Source organism: Tardiphaga sp. 215_C5_N2_1, assembly GCF_052076055.1.
GTDB lineage: Bacteria > Pseudomonadota > Alphaproteobacteria > Rhizobiales > Xanthobacteraceae > Tardiphaga > Tardiphaga robiniae.
Map to the genome: position 1 here is coordinate 310,083 of NZ_CP197240.1, position 23,981 is coordinate 334,063.

Sequence of the window (23,981 nt, forward strand, 5' to 3'; positions counted from 1 at the left end):
TAAGCACGCGGATTTATAATCCGCGGTCGGGTTTACCGTAAGTTCAGCAATTCGTCTGAACCGCGAAATAGTACAGGCGCTCCGTAAGGATCGCCTGTAAAGCTGGCAAGTCATATTTTGTAAGGCCAGTAGATCCGCGCACGGGTCATACAAGGCGCCTGGAATTTCCGAGGCTGCATTGAACATTCGCTCACCCCAGTTCGATATTGCAATGGACCTGCCGGCTGCGCCCGTAGCGGAGGTCGAGCATCAGCATGCTGATCCGTTAACGGACAGCCTGCTTTATCTCGCCGCTCACCACGGCAGAGCTGTCAGCCGCAGTGCGCTGCTTGCCGGTCTCCCGGTCGAGCGCGGCGTGCTGACAACGGCTCTGTATGAGCGCGCGGCGCAGCGGGCTGGTCTCGAGGCCGAACTGAACGAGCGGCCGCTCAAGGATATCCCCGCGCTGGTCCTGCCTGCTGTGCTTCTGTTTCACGACGGTTCGACGCGGATTCTGCGCGGCATCGATCTGGCGAGTGGCCGTCTGACACTGGCAACCCCCGTCGGTGACGGCGCGATCGCCATGGAGCGCATCGAAGCCGTCGAAGAGAAATATGCCGGCTTCGTCTATTTCGTCCGTCCGGCGTCTGTCAGCGATCCGCGTGCTGTCGCCGCCGGCGATCTGCCGAAGGCGCACTGGTTCTGGTCGGTCGTTAGCCGGTTCGGCTCGAACTACAGCCATGTTGCCATTGCAGCTTTCATCGTCAACATGCTGGCGCTCGCCGCGCCGCTGTTCACCATGAGCGTGTATGACCGCGTCATCCCGAATGGCGCGATCCCGTCGCTGGTGGCACTTGGTATCGGCCTGTCGCTGGCGATCGCTTTCGACTTCCTGCTCAAGGTGGTCCGCAGCCGCATCATCGACATGACCGGCAAGAAGATCGACGTGGTGCTGGCGTCGAACATCTTCGAACATGTGATGGCGCTGAAGATGGACAAGCGTCCGCCCTCGGTCGGCATTCTCGCCAATCAGATGCGCGACTTCGACTCGGTGCGCGAATTCTTCACATCGGGCACGGTCGTGTCGGCGACCGATATGATATTCGCGATCATCTTCATTGCGGTGCTGTTCGTGATTGCCGGGCCGCTGGCCTGGATCCCGCTGGCGATGCTGCCTGTGATGATCCTCGTCGGTCTCTTGATCCAGCGGCCGCTCGATCGTGCGATGAAGCGCCTGCAGGCAGAATCGGCCGCGCGCCACGGCATTCTCATCGAATCGCTGAACGGCATCGAGACCGTTCGCGCAGTTGCTGGCGAGAGCCGGGTGCAGACAGTGTGGGAACGTTCCGTCGCAGCGACGGCACGTTCAAGCGAAGGCGTGCAGTTCTGGTCGTCGCTGGCGATGACCAGTGCGAGCGTGGCGACGCAGCTGTGCAGCCTGTTGCTGGTCGTGGTCGGTGTGTTCCTCATTCTTGACGGCAAACTGTCGGTCGGTGCGCTGGTTGCGGCCAATATGTTGTCGGGCCGCATTCTCGGTCCTATCGCCGGCATCGCGGCTGTGATGACGCGCGCGACGCAGACCATGTCGGCCCTGCGGTCGATCGATCGCCTGATGGCGACGGAGCGCGAGCGGCCGCCGGAAAAGATCTTCGTGGCCCGTGAGATCACCAAGGGCAGCATCGAATTCCGCAATGTCAGCTTCTCCTATCCGAACAGCCCGGCCAAAGCGCTCGACGGCATCTCTTTCCATGTGAAGCCTGGCGAGAAGATCGGCATCATCGGCCGGGTCGGCTCAGGCAAGACCACAGTCGGCCGTCTGGCGACGGCGTTCTATCCGCCGAGCGAAGGCAGCATCCTGATCGACGGCATCGATATCCGGCAATACGACCCGGCGGACCTGCGCGCCGGCATCGGTTTCGTGCTGCAGGACACCGATCTGTTCTATGGCAAGCTGCGCGACAACATCACGCTTGGCCGTCCCGATGCGACCGATGAGGAAGTGCTCGCGGCTGCACGGCTGTCCGGCGTCGAGACCTTCATCGCCGGTCATCCGCAAGGCTACGATATGATGGTTGCCGAAGGCGGCCGTAGCCTGTCGGGCGGCCAGAAACAGGCGATCGGCCTCGCCCGTGTGCTGATCCGCAAGCCACGTGTGTTGTTTCTCGACGAACCCACTGCGCATTTCGATGTGCGCAGTGAGGGTGAATTCCTCGATCGCCTCAAGACGCTCGCCAAGGGCGAGATGTCGATCATCGTCTCGACGCATCGTCCGTCGCTCCTGTCGCTGGTCGATCGCATTCTGGTGTTCGACAACGGCAAGATCGTCGCCGACGGTCCTGCCGATCAGATCCTGACGCGCTTGCGTCCGCAGCCGCAGGCTCCTCAAGCCGCGGGGAGGCCGGTCAATGTCGCAGTCTGATTTCGCATTTTCGAACGACGTTCGTGCGGCCATGGAAATGCGCACGCCGCGCACGGCGCGGATGTTGTTGATGACCGTCACCGGTCTGCTCGTCGTGTTCCTGCTGTGGGCACACTTCGCCGTGCTGGATGAAGTGAAGCGCGGCAATGGCAAGGTGGTGCCGTCGCGCCAGACCCAGGTGGTGCAATCGCTCGAAGGCGGCATCATCAGCGAATTGCTGATTCAGGAAGGCGCTATCGTCAGAAAGGATCAGCCGCTGGCGCGCATCGAAGATACCAACTTCGCGGCGCAATTTGGCGAAATCCGCGAGCGGCGCGGTGCCATGGCTGCCCGCGTGATCCGACTGGAGGCAGAGACCTTCGGCAAGACCAGCGTCGAGTTTCCGGAAGATCTCACGAAGCTTGCACCTCGTGCGGTTCAGACCGAACGGAGCGTGTTCGACGCTCATATGCGCAAGCTTGCGCAGGACATCGACGTGATTGCCCAGCAGGAATGGCAGAAGAAAAAGGAAATCGACGAGCTCCGTGCGTCGGAAACCCGCTTCTCCGAGACGCTGACGCTGCTGACCCGCGAAACCTTGCTGACGCGCCGGCTCTATGAGCAGAAGGTCGTTCCCGAGATCGAGATGCTGCGGTCCGACCGGCAGGCCACCGACATGCGCGGCCAGCTCGCGGTGGTGCAGGCAACCATGGTCAAGACCGAGGCCGCCGTGAAGGAAGCGCAGTCGCGACTTCTCAATATCACCACGGCATTTCGTTCCACGGCGGAAGATGATCTCGCGAAATCGCGCGGTGATCTCGCGGTGCTCGACGAGAACATCAAGTCCGCGCAGGATCGCGTTCGGCGCACCGAACTGCGGTCACCGGTCTACGGCATCGTTAATAGACTCAATGTCACCACCATTGGTGCGGTCGTTGCACCAGGCGCCAGCGTGATGGAGATCGTGCCGCTTGAGGATACGCTGCTGGTCGAGGGGCGCATTCGTCCGCAGGACATCGCCTTCATCCGTCCGGACCATGAGGCGGTGGTGAAGCTCAGCGCCTACGACTCTTCGGTCTATGGATCGCTTCACGGCCGGGTCGAACGTATCAGCGCCGATACCATCACCGACGAGAAGGGTGACAAGAATGAGCGCGGCGAGACGTTCTACCGCGTCATGGTGCGCACCGAAAAGAACCACCTCGGCACTGCCGAGCAGCCGCTGCCGATCATTCCCGGCATGGTGGCGACAGTGGAAGTCCTGACCGGCAAGAAGTCGGTGCTGGATTATCTCGTGAAGCCTGCGCGCATGCTGCGTGACGAGGCGTTTCGCGAACGCTGATAGCGCTACGGAGCATCTCCGGTGCTCCGTATGTTACCTTGCTCCCAGCCCGTCAGAGTCAACGAACTCTTAAAACGCAGGCTTCGCTAAAATTCGAGCGAATGCGTTGGTAGGCGATTGAGCGCGTTTAACGACATACAAGCCTAGGTTGACGCGTTTTAACCGGCCTGAAGCAGCCCCCGATTTATCCCTGATGCCACAAGATCCGGACGGGGATCGACGCAATGACGTCGGCCGATGCTCCGGACAACGGGGCGTCAGTCATGTTGCGTATCGATCAGACGCGGGCATTCCCGCGTGCGCTGGGGTTCGTGCTCGCCGGTGTTGTAAGCGTCAGCGCTTGCGATGGAGCATTTGCAAAGTCACGCGCGAAGAAGACGGTGCTTGAGCGCCCCGTGATGGAATCGGCGATCGCGGGCATGACCGCGCCGCCGGTTCGGTTCTTCACGATCAACCAGGTGCTGGCCAAGCGTGACAGCGAGAACCGTGCAAAGCCCGGCAATATCGAACTCGCATCCTTGGACGCGTCGCAGGGATCAGATGCCAAGGTGATCAGCGATGCGCCGTCTCCGGCCGCGATCCTGCCTGCCACCAGCGAGGAGCCGTTCGGCCTGTTCACCTTCCGCGCGCCCGAAGGGCTGTTGTGGACGAAGTGGCGCGGTGTCGAAGCACGTATGCGCGCCGACATGAAATCGATCGAGGATTGCAAGGCCGATAGCGAGAACTGCGCCGCCGGCGCGCGCAAGTTCGTCGCCGTCACGCGTTCCGCCGCCGAGTTGGATCTGCGCACACGCGTCGAGGCGATCAATCGCGACGTCAACTACGCAATCCGCTATGTTGGAGACTATCAGCAGCACGGCGTCGCCGATCTGTGGAGTTCGCCGCTTGAGACGCTGTCTGCGGGCATCGGCGATTGCGAAGATTATGCGATCGCCAAATTCGCCATGCTCGTCGCAACGGGTGTGCCGGAGGCCGATATCAAGATGATGCTGGTGCGTGACATGGCGGTGCGCCAGGACCATGCGGTGCTGACCGTCCGTGTCGATGGCCGCTGGCTGGTGCTCGACAATCGCTACTCCCGACTGTCGGAAACGCGCGATCTGCCGCATTTCATGCCGCTTTTCGCCATCGACCACAAAGGCGTCAGCCTGTTCGCCGCGCCCTATGCCGCGCGTCCGCATCATGAGAGTGAGACCGACATGTTGCCCGCGGCCGAGGTGGACGGCTTCGGGGGTGGCTCTTCCTTGCCGCTGGCGCTCTGAGATAGTTCGACAACACAACGTCGATAATCGGCCTGATATCGACGTTTTATGCGCTTCGCGATCTTGTACTTCCGTGCATCTTGGGCTCTTAATGCGCCAGGGTGAGGTCGACGAGGGGATTGAGATGCGCTTCAAGCACACGCTGTTGGGTTTGTTGGTGGCTGCCGGAATGGCTTCCGGTGCAACTGTCTCGCATGCCGAAGGCCTGCTTCCAGGCGCTGCCTTCTCCGTCGATTGTCAGAATGGGGCGGTCTACAAGCTGACCTCAGGCCGTGTGACCTTTCCGGGTGATATCGTCACCGGCCATCTGTACCTGACCCCGCACCGTGCAATGCCTGTTCGCCTGATCCCGATGGGTGAGGGATATCGCTATGCAGGCCGTGGCGTATGGCTGGATGGCATTCGCGAGCACGCGCTGTTGTATCGGGCCAAGTATAGCCCGGTCGCGTGCGTCGTTACCCGCGTCTAGACTTTTATCCTATCAACTATCTCCTGCGATAGCAGTCCTGCGATAGCGAGTTGCGCATCTGCGCAGCTTGCTGACTCACGTCTGTGTCCGGAGAACAAGTGCGCGATCCCAGAGATTCGCGGAATGCGCACGGCAAATGGCGACCCTGCCATCTGGCCGTGACACGAATGCGCTTTAAGCAACTGTCCCATTTCGAAATTTACTCGCGAAGGGCGATCACCACGCAGCGGTTCGCGCCGCTGTCGATATCGGCTCGCGAAAGCAAATTCAGGCGCCCGTCCAATATTGGCGGACGTGCCTGTGGTTGTGAGCTGATTTCGTTGTTCAGTGCGATATGAGAAGTCATCTTACAAAGTATAAAATAAGTCGTTTTTTCGAATACTTTCTTATTTTTACAATAGATACGCCGCGATTTGTGGATTTTTCCGGGCATTCCCAAAAATAGACTGTCTAGAAGAAGTATTACTGTGGAATGGTTCATCTTTATTAATACGCTGTTTCATTTTTGAACTTAACCAATGCAACGAAAACGCTTCAAATTTTACAGGTATTCATTGACGTCTCTACGTTCTTAAGAATATTTTAACCCTCGCAGGACTTGGACGTTTTTCGGTCCGATCAGCTTGAGGTTGTAGTCATGAACGCTCCCGTATTGCTCGCGCAGCTCGCCGGTTCCACCACGCAGACCCCGCCGTCTCCGAAGAACCTGAAGCTCGAGAAGCCGCAAAATGGGCAGGCGATTTCGGTCCATCTCGACGGCAACACCAAGCTCGATTTTGCTGATATCGCGAGCGAGAAGCTGACCTTCGTCAAGGTCGGTGAAAAGCTCATCATCCTCTTCGACAATCAGTCGACGGTGACTGTCGATCCGGTGTTCGACTCGATGGGCAAGCCGCTCACCGATCTCGCATTCGACATGGGCTCCGATCGCACGCTGACAGGCGAGCAGTTCGCGCAAACATTTCCGATCACCACCGATCAGTCCGTTCTGCCCGCAGCCGGCGGTGCAACGGGCCCGACGGGCGGCGCGAATTTCGGTGATGCGACCGTCGGCGCGCTTGCTGCCTCCGGCGCGCGTCTCGCGCTGCTGACGGGCGAAGACACTGGTGGCGGCTTCGATAATCTCGACGATGGGACGCCTAACCCGTCGCCGATTCCCGGCGGCGTGACGGCTGTGACGCTGAACGAAGACGGTTTTGCGGAAGGCAATCTCGGCGGCACCGGTGACACGGGCGGCACCGCGACGTCCGTGACCGGTTCGCTCAATGTCGATTTCGGTACCGATGGTTCGAATCGCAGCTTCGCGTTCTCGCTGAATCAGCCGACGCTCGCCGGCCTGACCTCGGATGGTCAGACCGTTCAGCTCGCTTTCACCACCGTGAACGGCCAGCCCGTGCTGATCGGCTATGTCGGTGGCGATTTCAATGCCGCCGCCAATCAGGTCTTCACGGTGTCCCTGGATGCTTCATCGCTGCAGGGCAACTATACCTTCACGCTGTTGCGTCCGCTCGATCATCCGATCGGCGGCACCGAAGACACGATCAATCTCTCGATCAACGTGATCGCGACGGATGGTAGTGGCGACACTGTGGCCGTCACGATTCCGATCGGCATCAACGACGATACGCCAGTGATCGGCACGCCTGCCGATGCCGCGCTGACGGATCCGCTGTCCGGCAATCCGGCGACGCAGACGGGCTCGCTGGGAATCTCCTGGGGTGCCGATCGCTACAACGATCATGTCGATGGCGGCGTATCCGCGACCACAGGCGCAACGGGCGACCGCTCGGTCGTGTTTGCCAACACGCAGGTGACGGCCACCGGCGACGGCGCAACGGCCATTGGTACGCTGACGTCGCATGGCGAGACCGTCCACTACGTGCTGCTCGAAAACGGCACTGTGCTGGTTGCCTATACAGGCGCGACCGCGCCGACCAGCCTCGCCGATCTGCAGCAGAGCGGCACGCCGAGCGGTGAAGGCGAGGGTGGCGAAGGTGGAATTGCCAACAACGTCGTCTTCGTCGTGACCCTGTCCGACGCCAGCAATAGCGGCAGCTATGTCGTCACCCAGTATCGTTCGCTGGATCACGATAATGGTTCAGCCACGTTCCAGAACATCGATCTGGCCTTCAACTTCACTGCGACGGACAGCGATGGCGATACGGTGAACGGCACGCTGCATGCGGTGATCGCGGATACGGTGCCGGTTGTGACCGGTCCGGCCGACGCAAGCACACTGAGCGAAGGCAACGGCGAAACGCCGCCGAGCGAAGGTGGCGGGGACATGCCCTCCTTGCTGGTGGTCGGCGGTTCATTTACGCCGAAGGATACGGGAGCCGTATCGCTGCACATCGATTGGCGTTCGGATAATCAGAATCCGACTGCTGCGGGCGGCGCGCATGATCGCTCGGTCACATTCACCGCTGCGACGCAAACCGCTCTCGAAAACCTCGGCCTGACTTCCGACGGCGCGACGATCATCTACACGATCTCCGCGGGGGGCACTTTGCTGACGGCAACGACTGCTGCCACCGAAGGCCATAGCGCGCGCACCATCTTTACTGTGCAGTTGTCCGACAGCGGAAATGGCAGCTACGACTTCACCTTGCTGGACAATCTGGACCATCGGGGCAGCTCCGAAGGCAGCCAGGCGCTGACATTTGGCTTCATTGCGACCGACAGCGATGGCGACTCGACGGTTCCAGCGAGTTTCACGGTCAACATTACCGACGAAACTCCGTCCTTCACCTCCGAAGGCGTTGCGCCCCAGTTTGTCGATGAGGAGGGCAATGCGGGCGACACCTATGCGTCCGGCGATCTCGCTGGCGAAGCCAAGACCGCGACCGCATCGCTGAACATCGCGTGGGGGGCGGACGACGCCAATAACGTGGTCGATGGCGGCTTCACGGGCAGTGCTGGCGACCGTTCGGTGGTCTTTGCGAGCAATGCCGTCAGTTCGCTTCAGGGGCAGAATCTCACGTCGAACGGCGTCGCGCTGCAGTATGTCCTGTCGACCGATGGTACGACGCTGACGGCCTATCAGGGTTCAGGCCGTCTCGATGGCGACAAGGTGTTCGCCGTCACGCTGTCCGATCAGGGCAACGGTTCCTACAATTTCACGATGCTGGGTCATCTCGATCACCCGATTTCGGGCGTTGAAGACGATCTGACGCCGGTGTTCAGTTTCACGGCGCGCGACGGCGACGGCGACGCGATCTCGTCGAGCTTCTCGGTGACGATCAACGACGACGCGCCAGTGGTGCCAGTCACCACGCCGGTCAATCTGATCATCAATGGTGACTTCTCCGCCGGCGACTGGTCGGGCGTCGCGAGCTGGGGCAACTACAGCACCAATGTCACCGGCTGGACCATCACCGGCGACCGTCTCGAGCGCGTCAATAGTGGCTATCTCGGCGCGACCTTGCCGAATGGCGGTCACATGGTGGATCTGGAAGCCTCGCCCGGCGACCTGACCCTGTCCCAGACCGTTGGCGGCATGACCACCGGCCAGACCTATCATCTGTCTTTCGCGATCGGCGAAGCGACGGGGCCGTATGGTGCACATCTGGAAGTGTATTGGAACGGCACCCTGGTTGGCAGTTATTCGCCGCAAACCGGCGCGATGCAGACCATTGATCTGACTGTCGTTGCCGATGGCACCAGTAACACGCTGTCGTTCAAGGAAACGGGCGCCATCGATAACAGCGGCACCTTCCTCGCTAATGTCAGCCTGACGGCGGCAGCGGTCGGTATCGTCGATGAAGATGGTTTGGCCAACGGCGTGGCAGGCGGTGTCGGCGATGTCGCCGGTCAGGTGACCGTGGTCACCAATGCGCTGAATATTTCTTGGGGCTCCGATAACGGCAACAGCGTCGTTGATGGCGGCATCACGGGCTTGCCGGTGAATGGTGACCGCGCCGTTACTTTCGATGCGTCGAATGTGAGCGCGCTGTCGGCCTTGGGCCTGACCCACAACGGCACCGTGATCACCTATCAAATCTCTGCCGACGGCACCAAGCTGATCGCCTCGGCAGGAGAGCAGGAGATCTTCCACGTCGCGTTGTCCGACGTTGACACCGGCTCCTACACTTTCACGCTGACCGGCGCCATCGATCACCCGCTGCATTCGGTCGAAGACAATGTGACGCTGAACTTCGCAGTTCGTGCGACTGACAGCGATGGTGACAGCATTCACACGTCATTCGCCGTTCTGGTCAACGACGATGCCCCTTCGATCGGCAAGATCGGCGATCAGACGATTGCAGAAAGCACCAGCACCGAGTTCTCCAATACCTTCCTGACTCAGACTCTGTCTGACGTTTCGTTGAATATCTCGTGGGGCGCGGACGACAACAATTCCGGCGCGTTCAACCGCTCTGTCGCCTTCGATGCCGCGCTCGCCGGTACGGCACCGAGCGGTCTGACTTCGAACGGCGTTGCCTTGATCTATGTGCTGTCGGCTGACGGCACCGGGCTGACGGCCTATCGTTTTGACGGCACCAATTATATCGGGGTCGGTGGCGGCAATCTCGGTACCTCGCCATCGGATGCTGCACGCGTGTTCAGCGTGCAACTGTCGGATCTCGGCAACGGCAGCTACACGTTCAAGCTCTACGACAATCTCGATCACAAGACGGGCGATGGGACATCGCTCAATCTCTCGTTCGGTTTCACCGCGACCGACAGCGACGGCGATACGACTCCGATCTCGAATTTCACCGTTGTCGTCACCGATAATGTCCCGCTACTGGTCGGTAATGCCGACGTCGGCGCGCTCACGGAAACGGGGCTGCCGGCTGTCTCGTCGACGTTTGGCAATCTTGGCATCGACTGGAATGCCGATGATCGTGGTTCGGCCCATCTTGAATTCGCAAAGGATTCCAACGGCCTGGCCATCGTTCCGCAGGGGTTGACCTCGGACGGTGTTGCGCTTGCCTACATTGTGCGTCTCGCGGCCAACGGTGTTGATGAAGAGCTCGTCGCCTACAAGGTCGGCGACACTGTGGACCATCCGGTGTTCATCGTCGCGCTGAATGGTCTGGTCAATCCGGCCTTCGCTGCCACGCTGTTCCAGAATCTCGACCATGTCGGCGCTGGTAACGACAGCAGCCTGACGCTCACCTTCACGGCGCATGCTATCGATGGCGATGGCGATACGGTTGATCGCACCTTCACGATCACAGTCGCGGACACCAAGGCGACCGTTGGGACACCCGAGTCGGCTCGGGCGGATGAGGACGCGTTCGGCAATCCGGCGGGCCTCAGCCTGATCACGGACAGTGCTATCGACACCGATAACAACAACCGCACCGTCGGCGGAAAGCTCAACATTTCCTGGGGCAGTGACGATTCCAATACGGTCGTCAATGGCGGCATCACCGGCGCTCCGGTGGCCGGCGATCGCGCCGTGACATTCGACGCGTCGAATATCACGACGCTGCTTGGCCTGAACCTGACGCATAACGGAGCTGCGCTGAGCTATCAGATCAGTGCCGATGGCCAGACCCTGACCGCGAAGGCGAATGGCGAAGAGATTTTCAACGTCAAGCTGTCTGACGTCGACAGCGGCTCGTATATTTTCACACTGACGCGCAATCTGGATCATGCGGACCGGTCCGGCGAGGACAATCTGCCTCTGTCGTTCAAGTTCAACGCGACCGACTCGGACGGCGATGTCACGGCCGGCAATTTCACCGTCGAAGTGAACGACGATAGCCCGGTGATCGGCACCCCGGCCTCGGCCCAGGCCGACGATAGTTCACTCGGCAATGTGGCGGGTCTGTCGATCATCACCGACTCGAGCGTCGATACCGACAACAGCAGCAAGACCGTTGGCGGCAAACTCAATATCTCCTGGGGTGCCGACGACGGCAACAATCTCGGCAATGTCGGCATTACCGGTGCTGCCTCGGTCAACGGCGATCGCGCTGTGACGTTCGATGTGAACGCGACCAATACGGCACTTAACGCGCTTCATCTGACCCATGACGGTACGTCTCTGGTCTATAGCTACAGCTCGGGTAATTCGCTGCTGACGGCGAAGGCCAACGGCGCGACCGTGTTCACGGTGCAGCTGTCGGATGACGGTTCGGGTAAATACATCTTCACGCTTGTCGACAGCCTCGATCATCCGACCCACGGCACGGCAGATAATCTCAATCTGACCTTCAGTTTCATCGCCACCGACAGCGATGGCGACAAGGCGACCTCCACCTTTGCGGTCGCCGTCAACGACGATCTTCCGACCATCGGCAGCCCGGCTGCATCACGAGTCGATGAGGACGATCTGTCGGCCGGAAATCATGATGGCCTTGCGCCGATCACCGATGTGACGGTCGATACCGACAGCAGCCGACTGACCGTGGGCGGCAAGCTCGGCATTTCGTGGGGGGCTGATGACGGCAACAGCTCCGTCAATGGCGGCATCAATGGCGCGTCAGTGAATGGCGACCGCGCCGTCACCTTCGATAGCGCGACGACGGCTGCGCTGACCTCGCAGCATCTCTCTCAGGGCGGCGTTGAGCTGACCTATGTCATCAGCAACAACGGCACGGTGCTGAAGGGCATGGCGGGTACGGCGGAAGTGTTCAGCGTCACGCTGTCCGACCAGAACGACGGTTCGTACATCTTTACGCTCAAGGGCAAGCTCGACCATCCGGATACGACAACCGAAGACAATATCGACCTGACCTTCAACTTCACCGCAACGGACAGCGACGGCGATACGGCCACGTCATCCTTCAAGGTCACCGTCAACGACGACGCACCGACCGCTGCTGGCGAAACCGCTACGGTGGCTGAATCCTCGCCGGCGCTCGGCACTGGCAATATCATTCTGGCTTTCGATCGCTCCGGAAGCATGAATGACGATCCGGATGGCTCGGGTGGTTTCTCGTCGCGGCTTGCGCTGGCGAAGGCTGCAGCCATCAATCTCTTGAACACGAGCAATGCTGATCAGGTTCTGATTGTGACATTCTCGGACAACGCCACGTCCTCGTCCTGGATGACCAAGGCGCAGGCGATCGCGTATATCAACAGCAATTCGTTCCCGGGAACGAACGGCGGCACGGACTACGACAACGCCACGGCCGCAATCCAGGGCGCCACGATTCCGTCTGGCGGTACCTCGGTCTACTTCTTCACCGATGGCCAGCCGACAGGTAGCGGCGGTCTCAACAGCACGGAACGTGCTGCATGGGAAAGCTTCCTGCAAAGCAAGAGCATGACGTCCTACGCCGTCGGCGTGGGTAACGGCATCGGCGCCAACGATCCCGACCTCAACGATGTCGCCTATCCCGGCTCACCGCTGATCATCACAACGGCCAACGATCCGGCGCTGCTCGGCACCATCACGCCGACGCTGCCGACCTCGGTTACCGGCAATATTCTCAGCAATGACCACTTCGGCGCCGATGGTGGGCGGATTCTGTCCATCACGATCGGCAGCGTCACCTATACCTGGAATGGCGCGTCGACCATCACCAAGAGCGGCGGGGAAACCGGTACGATCCCCGGCAATGCGTTGTCGATCGACACAGGCATCAACGGTCACCTGAACTTCAACTTCTCGACCGGCGCCTGGAGCTACAGCGCGCCGGCCCAGCTCGTGACCAACACGACCGAAACGTTCTCCTACACATTGATCGATGGCGATAAGGACACCGCCGGCGCCAATCTGGTCATCAGCGTCACCGCGGTGAACGACGCGCCGACCAACACCGTTCCGACCGCGCGCGTGGTGAATGAAGACACGGCGATCGTTTTCAGTTCCGGCAATAGCAACGCGATCTCGATCGCGGATGCCGATCACAACGGTGGCAACGAAACCGTCACGCTGTCGGTGCTGCACGGCAATCTGACGTTGTCGGGTCTGAGCGGTCTCACCGTGACCGGAAATGGCACGGGCAATGTAACCGTCACAGGCACGGTTGCGGCAATCAATTCCGCGCTGAACGGCCTGAGCTATCTGCCGTCCAACAACTACAACGGCGCTGATACGCTAACGATCGTGACCAACGACAACGGTAACAATGGCGTGGGCGGTGCCAAGAGCGACACCGACACGATCGCCATTACCATCAACCCGGTGAACGATGCGCCCGTGATCACGCCGGAAACGCGTGAAGTTTCGTATATCGAGAACGGTAACGATCTGAAGCTGCTGTCGAACGCAGTGATCACCGATCCGGACAACCCGACCTCGCTCAATGGCGGCTTCATCTCCGTTACCCTCGGCAACACCGTTGCCGGCGACCAGCTGCAGATTGCTGACAACAGCAATGTGCGCCTGCAAGGTAATAACGTGCAGGTCTCCAACGGCTTCGGCGGTTGGACGACGATCGGCACGATTTCGGCCGGCGGCTTCGGCGGTACGTCCGTGACGATCGCGCTCAATGCGAATGCTGATGTGGCTGATGTGCAGACTGTCGTGCGCAGCCTGGCGTTCTATTCGAGCTCCGACAATCCGACCGGCGTAGACCGCACGGCGACCGTCACCTTCAACGATGGCGGCCATGACGGAAGCGGCGGCCCATTGTCCGACACCTCGACGGTGACCATTCATGTCACTCCGGTCAACGACGTGCCGGTGATCGCTGGCGGTTCCGAGCGCTCGGTTTCGGTGGCGGAGAACACCACAGGAGTGACCACCGTAACGTCCACAGATCCTGACGGTGGCACGCCGACTTACTCGATCTTGCAGACGTCAGGTACGGATTGGGCGAAGTTCACGATCAATCCGGTCACCGGAGCGCTCAGCTTCAACGCAGCGCCCGATTACGAAAATCCGACCGATGTTGGCGGCACCAACGGCAACAACACCTATGAGGTTGACGTCCGCGTGTCGGACGGCAATGGCGGTACGGCCGTTCAGACCATCAACGTCACCGTCACCAATGTAAACGAGGCGCCGGTTCTGGCGCCGGACACGAATTCGATCAGCTATACGGAGAACGGCAACGCGCTGAAGCTGATGCCGAACGCGTCGGTCACCGATCCGGATAGCCCGTCGAGCTTCGTGGGCGGTTCGATCACCGCCTCGCTCGGTGCGACCGCGGTCAGCGGCGACCAGCTGGTATTCGCCGGTAGTAGCGGCGTCTCGTTGGTCGGCAATGTCATCTGGGTTGGTTTCACCGTGGTCGGAACCGTGAGCGGTTACGGCACTGCAAACATGACGATCAGCCTCGCGGCTGGCGCCACCGACGGCAATGTCGAAACGGTGCTGAAGGCTCTCGCCTATCAGTCGACCTCTGAGAACCCGACGGGTGCGGATCGCACGGCGACCGTCACCTTCAACGACGGTGGCAATGACGGCAGTGGCCCGGCGTTGTCCGATACGTCGACTGTCACCATCCATGTCACGCCGGTGAACGATGCACCGCTGGCCATCAACGACACGGGCTCGGCTACGGAGAAGGGCGGCGTTGCCAATGCCACCGGCGGCAGCAATGCCACCGGCAATGTGCTGAGCAACGACAGCGATGTCGATGATCTCCAGACCTCGCTGGTGGTTTCCGGCGTGCGCGTCGGCACCGCCGGCAGCACCGGGACCGTCGGTTCGACTCTGACCGGCGCGCATGGCTTGCTGGTGCTCAATGCCAACGGTACCTACACCTATGTCATCGACGAGACCGATGCGCAGGTGCAGGCACTGAACGTCAATGGCACCATCACCGATACTTTCACCTATACGGTCCGGGATCCGAGCGGTGCGACCGACACCGCCCAGCTCACGATCACCATCAACGGTGCCAATGATGCACCGGTGGCGACCGACGATACGGGCAGCGCCACCGAAAAGGGCGGCGTCAGCAACGGCAGCGGCGGTGTCACTGCGACGGGCAATGTGCGGACCAACGACGGCGATGTCGACAACACGACGTCCTCGCTGGTCATTTCCGCCGTTCGCACCGGCGGGGAAGCCGGTACGGGTACTGCAGGTACAGTCGGTTCGTCACTGGCTGGCCAGTATGGCAGCCTCAAGCTGAATTCCGACGGCAGCTACACCTACACGGTCACGGAAACGAACAGCACGGTCCAGGCTCTGAACGTCGGTCAGTCTGTCACCGAAACCTTCACCTATACGGTGCGCGATGCGGGTGGTCTTACCGACACAGCCCAGCTCGTGATCACGATCAATGGCGCCAACGACGCAGCTGTCATCACCGGTAACGTCACAGGCTCGGTGACGGAAGCGAGCGGCGTTGCCAACGCTACGCCCGGAATCCCGACCGCGACCGGCGATCTCAACGCGACCGATGTGGACAATGCTGCGACTTTCACGGTGCAGAGCAATGTCGCGACCAGCTACGGCACCTTCTCGATCGATGCCGACGGCGCCTGGACCTATAACCTGAACAACGCCAACAGCACGGTTCAGGGCCTGAACAACGGCGGCACGCTTCACGACCTGATCACCGTCACAACGGCGGACGGCACCTCCAAGCAGATCGACGTCACCATCAACGGCGCCAACGACGCTGCAGTTGTGTCTTCCGCAACGGTGAACCTCACGGAGACCAATTCGGCTGCGTCCATCAGCGCCACGGGCTCGCTGACGATCACTGACGTCGACAATCCTGCGACCTTTGTTGCCCAGAACAATGTTTCGGGCACCTATGGCAAGTTCTCCATCACCTCTGCAGGTGCATGGACCTACACCGCCAACAACGCCCATGACGAGTTCCAGGTCGGTCAGACTTATACCGACACCTTCACGGTGAGCGCAGCGGACGGCACGCAGACCAGCGTGACGATCAAGATCGCCGGCACCAATGACGCGCCTGTGCTGACCGTGACCAATGGTGTCAGCGACGATATCGGCGATGGCTTCCAGAGCGGCGGCTATACCGGCTCGACCGGCAGCCCGAACCTGTGGACCACCAACTGGACCGAAGTCGGTGACAACAACTCATCAAGCAACGGCGACATCCGAATTTCATCCAGCGGCGGTAACTCTTACGTCCGACTGGGTGATAGCGACGGTTCAAATTCATCCTTGCAACGCACGGTCGATCTCAGCGGGACGTCGTCGGCCACGCTGACCTTCGACTATCGGCGCGTTGATCTCGATAGTTCGAGTGACCAGGTTTTCGTGCAGGTCTCGACCGATGGCGTGAACTTCACGCAGATTGCTGTGATCGGTGGTGGAAACTTCGATGACAATGGCTTCTTGAGCGCCAGCATCGATCTCTCAGCCTACCGTTCGAGCACAACGACGATTCGCTTTGTGGCGTCGGGTGGGCTTGGCGACAACGATTACGTCTATCTCGATAACGTCAATATCTCCTACAGCAACGAGCCGACTTTTACCGAGAACGGCTCGGCGGTCGCGATTATCAGCAACGCGACGCTGTCCGACGTCGACGATGCAAACATGGCGTCGGCCACGGTTGTCCTGACCAACAAGCAGGCCGGTGATCAGCTCTGGATCAACAGCACGGCTCTGTCGAACGGTTCGACCGGCACCGTGAACGGTGTGTCCTACCTGGTGGCGGAATTCGCTGGCGCAATCACCATTACCTTCAGCGGGGCCGCGACCAAGGCGGCCTATGAGCTGGCCATCGAGGCGGTGAAATACGCCAGCACCAGCGAGAATCCATCCACGACGGATCGCTCGTTCCAGATCACCGTCAATGACGGACACGACAATTCCAACACCGGAACGGCTGTCGTCCACGTCATTGCCGTCAACGACGCACCGCTGGCGGTGAACGACACCGGCACGGCGACCGAAAAGGGCGGCGTGGCCAACGGCACCAGCGGCAGCAACGCTACCGGCAATGTGCTGAGCAACGACACTGATGCGGAGACTGCCAGCGCATCGCTGGTCGTTTCGTCCATTCGCACCGGCACGGAGGCTGGCAGCGGCACGTCCGGCACGGTTGGTTCGTCGCTGCTAGGCACTTATGGCACGCTGACGCTGAATGCCGATGGTACCTACAGTTACGTTCTCAATGACGGCCTCCCGGCGGTTCAGGCGCTGAATGTCGGCGGCACACTGACTGAAACCTTCACTTATACTGTGAAAGATACAGGCAATCTGACCGACACCGCGCAGCTGGTAATCACCATCAACGGCGCCAACGACGCCGCGGTGATCTCGGGTACGACCACCGGCGGTGTGATCGAGGCTGGTGGCGTCGATAACGGTACAGTTGGCACGCCGACGGCGACCGGCACGCTGACCGACGCGGACGTCGACAATGCTGCTAACACCTTCACGGCGGTGACGACGGCAACCGCCACGGCCCACGGTTACGGTACCTATACGATGACCTCGGGTGGCGCGTGGACCTTCACGCTCGACAATAGCAACGTGACCGTTCAGGCGCTGAGTGCCGCTCAGACGCTGACCGACACCTTCACAGTGAAGACGACGGATGGCACGCCGCAGGTGGTGACTGTCACCATCCACGGCGCCAATGATGCGCCTGTTGCAAATGACGACAACCTCTTTGGCGCGGGCGTGCCCCAGAATGCCATCACGACGTTCTCGACCAGCCTGCTGCTTGCCAATGATACGGATGCCGAGGGTGACACGCTCAAGGTGACCTATGTCAGCGAGATGTCCGGCGCCGGAGCCAAGCTCACGCTGGATAAAGCAACGGGCATGATCACCTATGATCCCGCCACCTACGATCCGGCGGATCAGAATTCGATCTATATCAAAATTCTGCAGCAGCTTGCCGTGGGGCAAACCCATACCGACAGCTTCACATATGTGATCGACGATGGTCATGGCGCGCTGACGTCGGCGATCGGGTATCTCACCATCATTGGCACCAACGATGCGCCGGTGATTACGTCCGTCGCAAGCGACGCCAAGGGAACGGTCGTGGAAGACGCCACGGTCAATGCCGTCAGCGGCCAGTTGACCGCTACCGACATCGACAATGATGCGACGCAAAGCTGGACGATTTCCGGTACGCCAGCCTATGGCACGATCGCGATCGATGCGACCGGCAAGTGGACCTACACGCTGAATAACAGCCTGCCGGGAGTCCAGGCTCTGGCTGCTGGGCAGAACGTCGCAGAGCTCTTCACCGCGACGGTAACGGATGAACACGGCGCAACGGCAATCCAGACGGTGACGGTAACGGTTACCGGCACCAACGATGCACCGGTGCTGACCGGCGATCACACCGCGACCGTGGCCGAAGGTGGCACCTACACGATCGTTGCCGCGGATCTCGGCTTCTCGGATCCGGACGACGTTGCGTCGGGCGTGACCTTCACCGCGTCGTCACTCGTCAACGGTACGCTCCAGGTCAACGGCGTGACGGCGACGACGTTCACGGGCACCGAGCTTGCTGCGGGTCAGGTGAAGTTCTTCCACAATGGGGGCGAGGCCAGTTCGGCAAGCTTCCAGATCAAGGTTGAGGACGGCAACGAGGATAACTCGACGCCGGTGAATCAGGCCTTCACCTTCACCGTGACACCGGTGAATGACGGCGTGGCCACGATCTCGATCACCGATACGACCCAGACCGCCACCGCTCCGAAGGTTGGTGATGTGTTGAATGCGACGCTCGGTGCCGATCCTGACGGTGCAGAATCCAGCATCGTCTACCATTGGCTCCGTGACGGCACCGAGGTGTCGAGCGGGACGTCCTCTTCCTATACGCTTGGGTCAAGCGACGCAGGGCACGCAATCTCGGCCTATGCGACCTATATTGATGGCCAGGGCTTCCACGACACCACGGCAACCACTGCGCAGACGGTGGCCGTGATTAGTGCCAACAACGCACCGGCCTTTACGACCAGCGATGTGGCAGGCGGCGTGGTTGAGGATGCCGGAACAACACAGGGCGCGACCCTTATCCAGAACGGCAACTTCGAAAACTATGACTATGCCAACTCCTTTGCCGCGAACTGGACGCCATCCAGTTCCGGCGGCTTCTGGAGCCCGGCTTGGTATGCAAACCACACAAGCTCGGGCTTCCTGGGGATGGTCGAATACGGCGGCAATGAAAGCTTCAGCCAGACCGCGATCCCGACCACTGCCGGCACAAGCTATCTCCTCGACTTCTGGGTCCTGGAATATTCGACCACTGCGACGCTCTACGTGCAGTGGAACGGCAATACGATCGCCGCTGCCAGCGATGGAACCGGGGGCTGGAAGGAATACAAGGTCACGGTGACCGGGACCGGCAACGACACGCTGACCTTCATCGGCAACGATCCCAACTATACGTCGATGCGCCTCGACGACGTTTCGGTGACGAAGTTCACCGCCAACACAACGCAGACCGCGTCTGGTGTGCTGCACTTCACCGACGAGGCTGCCGACACCCATACGGCCAGCTTCACGCAGGGCAGCGCGCTCAACTCTGCAGGGACGGCCTATCTCGGCACGTTCAGCCTCGATAGCGTAACGGAAACGAGTGGCACCGACTCGATCGGCTGGCACTTCTCGGCCAGCAACAGCGCCCTGCAGTCCCTCGCGGCCGGACAGACGGTAACCCAGACCTATGAAGTCGCGGTTACCGACGACCACGCCAACACGTCCATCAAGGAAGTCACGGTGACGCTGACCGGCGTCAACGACGCCCCGGTGTTCGGATCGGGCACCGCCACGGGGGTCGTGGCGCAATCGACCCTGCCGACGGGCAATCTGCTGACGAATGGCGGATTCGATACCGGCAATACCAGCGGCTGGACGGTGGTGGCGCAGCCCAATACTTACGCGCAGGCTGACAGCACGTTCAATTTTGCCAGCGGCAACACTTGGAATTTCGACGTCTATGGCACCAACCCTGCAACCAGAGAAGGCATCGCGACGATTTCGCAGTCGATCAGCACCGTCGCCGGTCAGCACTATCTGCTGGCGTTCGACTATGCGGGAGCCTATGGGCTGAGCCCGGATTCGACGCTGAAGGTCTCGTGGGCCGGCTCGCAGATCATCTCGTTGAGCGGCATCCAGAATACCAACACCGATAGCGGCGTTGGTTCGCCCTATACCTATCTGGTCACGGGTGATGGCAACTCCGACGCGCTGACCTTTGCCTTCGACGCGAAGAACCAGGACCTGCGCATCGACAGCGTCTCGCTGGTGCGGGCCGAAGTCGCGCAGGGGTCGATCAGCTTCAGCGACGTCGATCTGACCGACAACACGCATACGGTGTCGGTGGCGAGCAAGACCGTGAACCCCTACGGCTACATGACCGCGACAGTCGACGAGGCCACCGACCAGGTGAATTGGACCTTCGTGGTCAAGGATTCCGAGATTGCGGGTCTCGCCGTCGGCCAAAGTGTCAACGAAACCTACACGCTGACGCTCGACGATCATCATGGCGGCGTCGTCACCAAGGACGTTACTGTCACGGTGAACGGCTTGCCAGGAGCTCCCGTCATCACCGGTATCACGGCCGCCAGCGATAGCGGTGCGATCGGTGACAACATCACCAACGATACGACGCCGTCCTTCGTCGGCACGGCGCAGGCGTTCTCGACCGTCACGGTCAAGGACGGCGCCACGGTCCTCGGCACCACCACGGCAGACGCCAACGGCGCGTGGACCTTTACGCCGGATGCGGGGCATGCGTTGTCGTCGACCACGCACACCACCATCACCGCGACCGCGACCGATATCGCGGGACACGTCAGTGCTGCTTCCGCCAACTACACACTGACGATCGACACCTTGGCCCCCAGCAGCCTGGCTGGAACGACGCTGGATCTGACCGACGCTAGCGACAGCGCGGGTGCCAGCAACAGCGACAACATCACCAAGATTACGACGCCGACCATCACGGTGGGGCATCTTAACGGTATCCCAATGTCAGTTGGAGACGTCATCCAGATCATTGATACCAACCACGGTAACGCCGTGGTGGGCAGCTACACCGTCCAGGCAAGCGATCTGAATGGCAGCAGCCAATGGAACAGCGCCGGCGGCGGTGTCGGTGGCGTTAAGGACATCGTCCTCACGACCCTTGATGATGGTGCGCATAACTTCACTGTGCAGTTGGTCGACAAGGCCGGTAACACCGGTACCCAGGGCGGCACGTTGACAGTGACGGAAGACACCACGGCGCCGAGTGCGCCGAGCATTAGCGTTATCGACAATGTCGGTAATATCCAGAGCACGAACCTGGCAGACGGCGCGTTCAGCGACGATACGCAGCTTGTGGTGCACGTCAGCCTGACGGGTACAGGGGCTGTCGCGGGCGACACGGTACAGCTCTCGAGCAACACCACCGCGCTGGGCAGTGCGGTGACGTTGACGGGCGCCAATATCACCGCTGGCTTCGTCGATATCACGACGCCGACGCTGACCAACGGGTCGTCCTACAACTTGAGGGCTGCAACTACGGACGTTGCAGGTAACGTTGGGGCATTGTCCGCCAGCGGTGCCAATGACGTGACGATCGATACGACCAAGCCGACAGTGAGTGGCGAGGCCATCACCAGCGCGACCGGTATCCAGAATGGCTATCTCAATGCCGGCGATGTTGTGAGCATCACCGTCAACATGAGTGAGGTTGTGACGGTGACCGGCACGCCACAACTGGGGCTGAACATCAACGGCACCACGGTGCAGGCGAACTACGCATCGGGCAGCGGCAGCTCGACTTTGGTGTTCACCTACACGGTCGTGGCAGGTCAGAACGACAGCAACGGCATCAGCATCAATACCAATGGGCTAAGCCTGAACGGAGGCACGATCCGCGACGCGGCCGGCAACGACGCGACGCTGACTGCCGCAAGCGTGACGGATAACAGCAACTACAAGGTCGATACGACCGCGCCTACGTTAGCGTTTACGACGGCAGATAATTCACAGGATCTGCTGTCGGGTACAGTGAGCGACTCCGGTTCCGGAATGGCGTCGGTGGTCGCCACAAGGAATAGTGGAGGCACTAGCCTTGGAAGCGATACGACCTTCCCTGGAGGCAGCTGGAGTATTTCGAGCACCAACTTCTCGACCGGTCAGCTCATAACAGTGGTTGCGACCGATCTTGCAGGCAATACGACCTCAGCAACAAAAACGTCGGTTGCTCCCGCCGGCACCTCCGGCGAAGCCATCAACCTCGCACTGACCGCTCCGACCGATCACGTCGGCTTGGTCTCGCTCACCATCGCCGGTCTCGCCGCCGGCTGGACCCTGAGCGAGGGCACGCTCAACACCGACGGCACCTGGTCGATCCTGACCAGCGATCCGTCGTCGTTGTCGGTCACATCGCCCGACGGCTACACCGGCGCGCTGGTTCTCCACGTCACCGAAACCTGGACCAACGCCGACGGCTCGACCGGCACGGCCTATGTCGCCGACAATGTCGAAGCCTATGCCAAGGGTGCGCCGATCTTCGCCTGGTCGGGCGACGATACGCTGACCGCGTCGAGCGGCGCCGATACGCTGGTGTTCGCCAACAAGATCGGCACCGACGTTGTGCACCACTTCGATACGGTGCACGACAAGATCGATCTGATCGGCTTCGCCGGCTTCTCGAGCTTCGCGGACGTTCAGGCGCATCTCGGCACCGATGCGGCAGGTAACGCCATCATCACGCTCGGCGATGGTCAAACGATCACCTTGAACGGCGTCAGTGCTGCGTCGCTCAGCGCGGACGACTTCCTGTTCAACGAGACCCCACTCACGCACAATGCGGGCGATATCGTACTCAGCAATGGTGCACTGATGCCGTTCAGCGGTGTGCTCGACAACACCGGCAGCATCCACCTCGCTTCGACCGGTGGTGAAACCGCCTTTGAGATTGTGCAGCGTGGTCTCACGCTGCTCGGTGGCGGAACGGTAACGCTGTCCGATAGTTCGTCGAATGTCATCTTCGGCAGCGCCGACGATGTCACGCTGACCAATGTCGACAACACTATCTCCGGCGCGGGCCAGCTCGGCGATGGCCATCTCACACTGGTCAACGAAGGCACGATCGTTGCCGACGGCAGCAATGCGCTGGTGATCGACACCGGCGACAACGCGGTGATCAACACCGGCACGCTGGAAGCGACCGGCACCGGTGGGCTCAATGTGCACAGTGATGTCGTCAACAATGGTCTGGTGTGGGCTAACGGCGGCGACCTGGACTTCGATGGCAATGTAACCGGCAGTGGTTCAGCGCTGTTGTCAGGCCATGCCAGCATCGAACTCGGCGGTGTGTTCAACGAGCACATCCTGTTCGATGGCACGGCCGAAGGCACGCTGGTGCTCGATCATTCGGCCGACTTCGGCGGCTTGGTATCCGGCTTCGATGGCAACGACACCATTGATCTCGCCGACATCCTCGGGAGCACGGCTTCGGTGAACTACACCGAAAACGCTCAAGGCACCGGTGGTGTTCTGACGGTGACGGATGGCGCTCACACGGCCAACATCGCATTTGCCGGACAGTATTCGACTGCAGACTTCCACCTCAGCAGCGATGCCAGCAACCATGTGTTGGTCCAGCTCGAAAGCCAGGCCCGTCAATTGACGAACGCAGCCTGATTTTTGCGACAGCCGGGAAGGCACAACAAAAATCGCCGGAGGATAACCTCCGGCGATTTTATTTAATGGGTGTTATAAATGAAGGA

At 60.6% G+C, this 23,981-nt stretch carries 5 protein-coding genes; all 5 read left to right on the forward strand.

The genetic code is table 11. The features are described from left to right. Window positions 1-211 precede the first annotated feature (211 nt). The 5 genes from AB7828_RS01395 (at window position 212) to AB7828_RS01415 (ending at window position 23,895) form a co-directional block, all read left to right on the forward strand. Window positions 212-2,398: a type I secretion system permease/ATPase gene (locus AB7828_RS01395; RefSeq protein WP_231077420.1), complete on the forward strand. Its 2,187-nt coding sequence runs from the start codon at window positions 212-214 to the stop codon at window positions 2,396-2,398. Further along, on the forward strand, window positions 2,385-3,719 hold the full coding sequence (locus AB7828_RS01400; protein WP_116660556.1) for an HlyD family type I secretion periplasmic adaptor subunit: 1,335 nt from the start codon (window positions 2,385-2,387) through the stop codon (window positions 3,717-3,719). Before AB7828_RS01395 ends, AB7828_RS01400 begins: the two co-directional genes overlap by 14 nt. A 224-nt stretch (window positions 3,720-3,943) precedes the next feature. Continuing rightward, window positions 3,944-4,981: a transglutaminase-like cysteine peptidase gene (locus AB7828_RS01405; RefSeq protein WP_441229188.1), complete on the forward strand. Its 1,038-nt coding sequence runs from the start codon at window positions 3,944-3,946 to the stop codon at window positions 4,979-4,981. A 124-nt stretch (window positions 4,982-5,105) separates the two neighbouring features. Next, window positions 5,106-5,450, forward strand: a complete 345-nt coding sequence (locus AB7828_RS01410) for a hypothetical protein (RefSeq protein ID WP_441229189.1) — start codon at window positions 5,106-5,108, stop codon at window positions 5,448-5,450. Between the two features lie 637 nt (window positions 5,451-6,087). Next, the gene (locus tag AB7828_RS01415; RefSeq protein WP_441229190.1) at window positions 6,088-23,895 is read left to right on the forward strand and encodes a T1SS-143 repeat domain-containing protein; all 17,808 of its coding nucleotides are present in this window, start codon (window positions 6,088-6,090) and stop codon (window positions 23,893-23,895) included. Window positions 23,896-23,981 lie beyond the last annotated feature (86 nt).

Excerpts from the sequence above, each read along its gene's own strand:
- AB7828_RS01395 (WP_231077420.1), top strand. The coding sequence starts at position 212 with ATGGACCTGCCGGCTGCGCCCGTAGCGGAGGTCGAGCATCAGCATGCT.
- AB7828_RS01400 (WP_116660556.1), top strand. The coding sequence starts at position 2,385 with ATGTCGCAGTCTGATTTCGCATTTTCGAACGACGTTCGTGCGGCCATG.
- AB7828_RS01405 (WP_441229188.1), top strand. The coding sequence starts at position 3,944 with ATGACGTCGGCCGATGCTCCGGACAACGGGGCGTCAGTCATGTTGCGT.
- AB7828_RS01410 (WP_441229189.1), top strand. The coding sequence starts at position 5,106 with ATGCGCTTCAAGCACACGCTGTTGGGTTTGTTGGTGGCTGCCGGAATG.
- AB7828_RS01415 (WP_441229190.1), top strand. The coding sequence starts at position 6,088 with ATGAACGCTCCCGTATTGCTCGCGCAGCTCGCCGGTTCCACCACGCAG.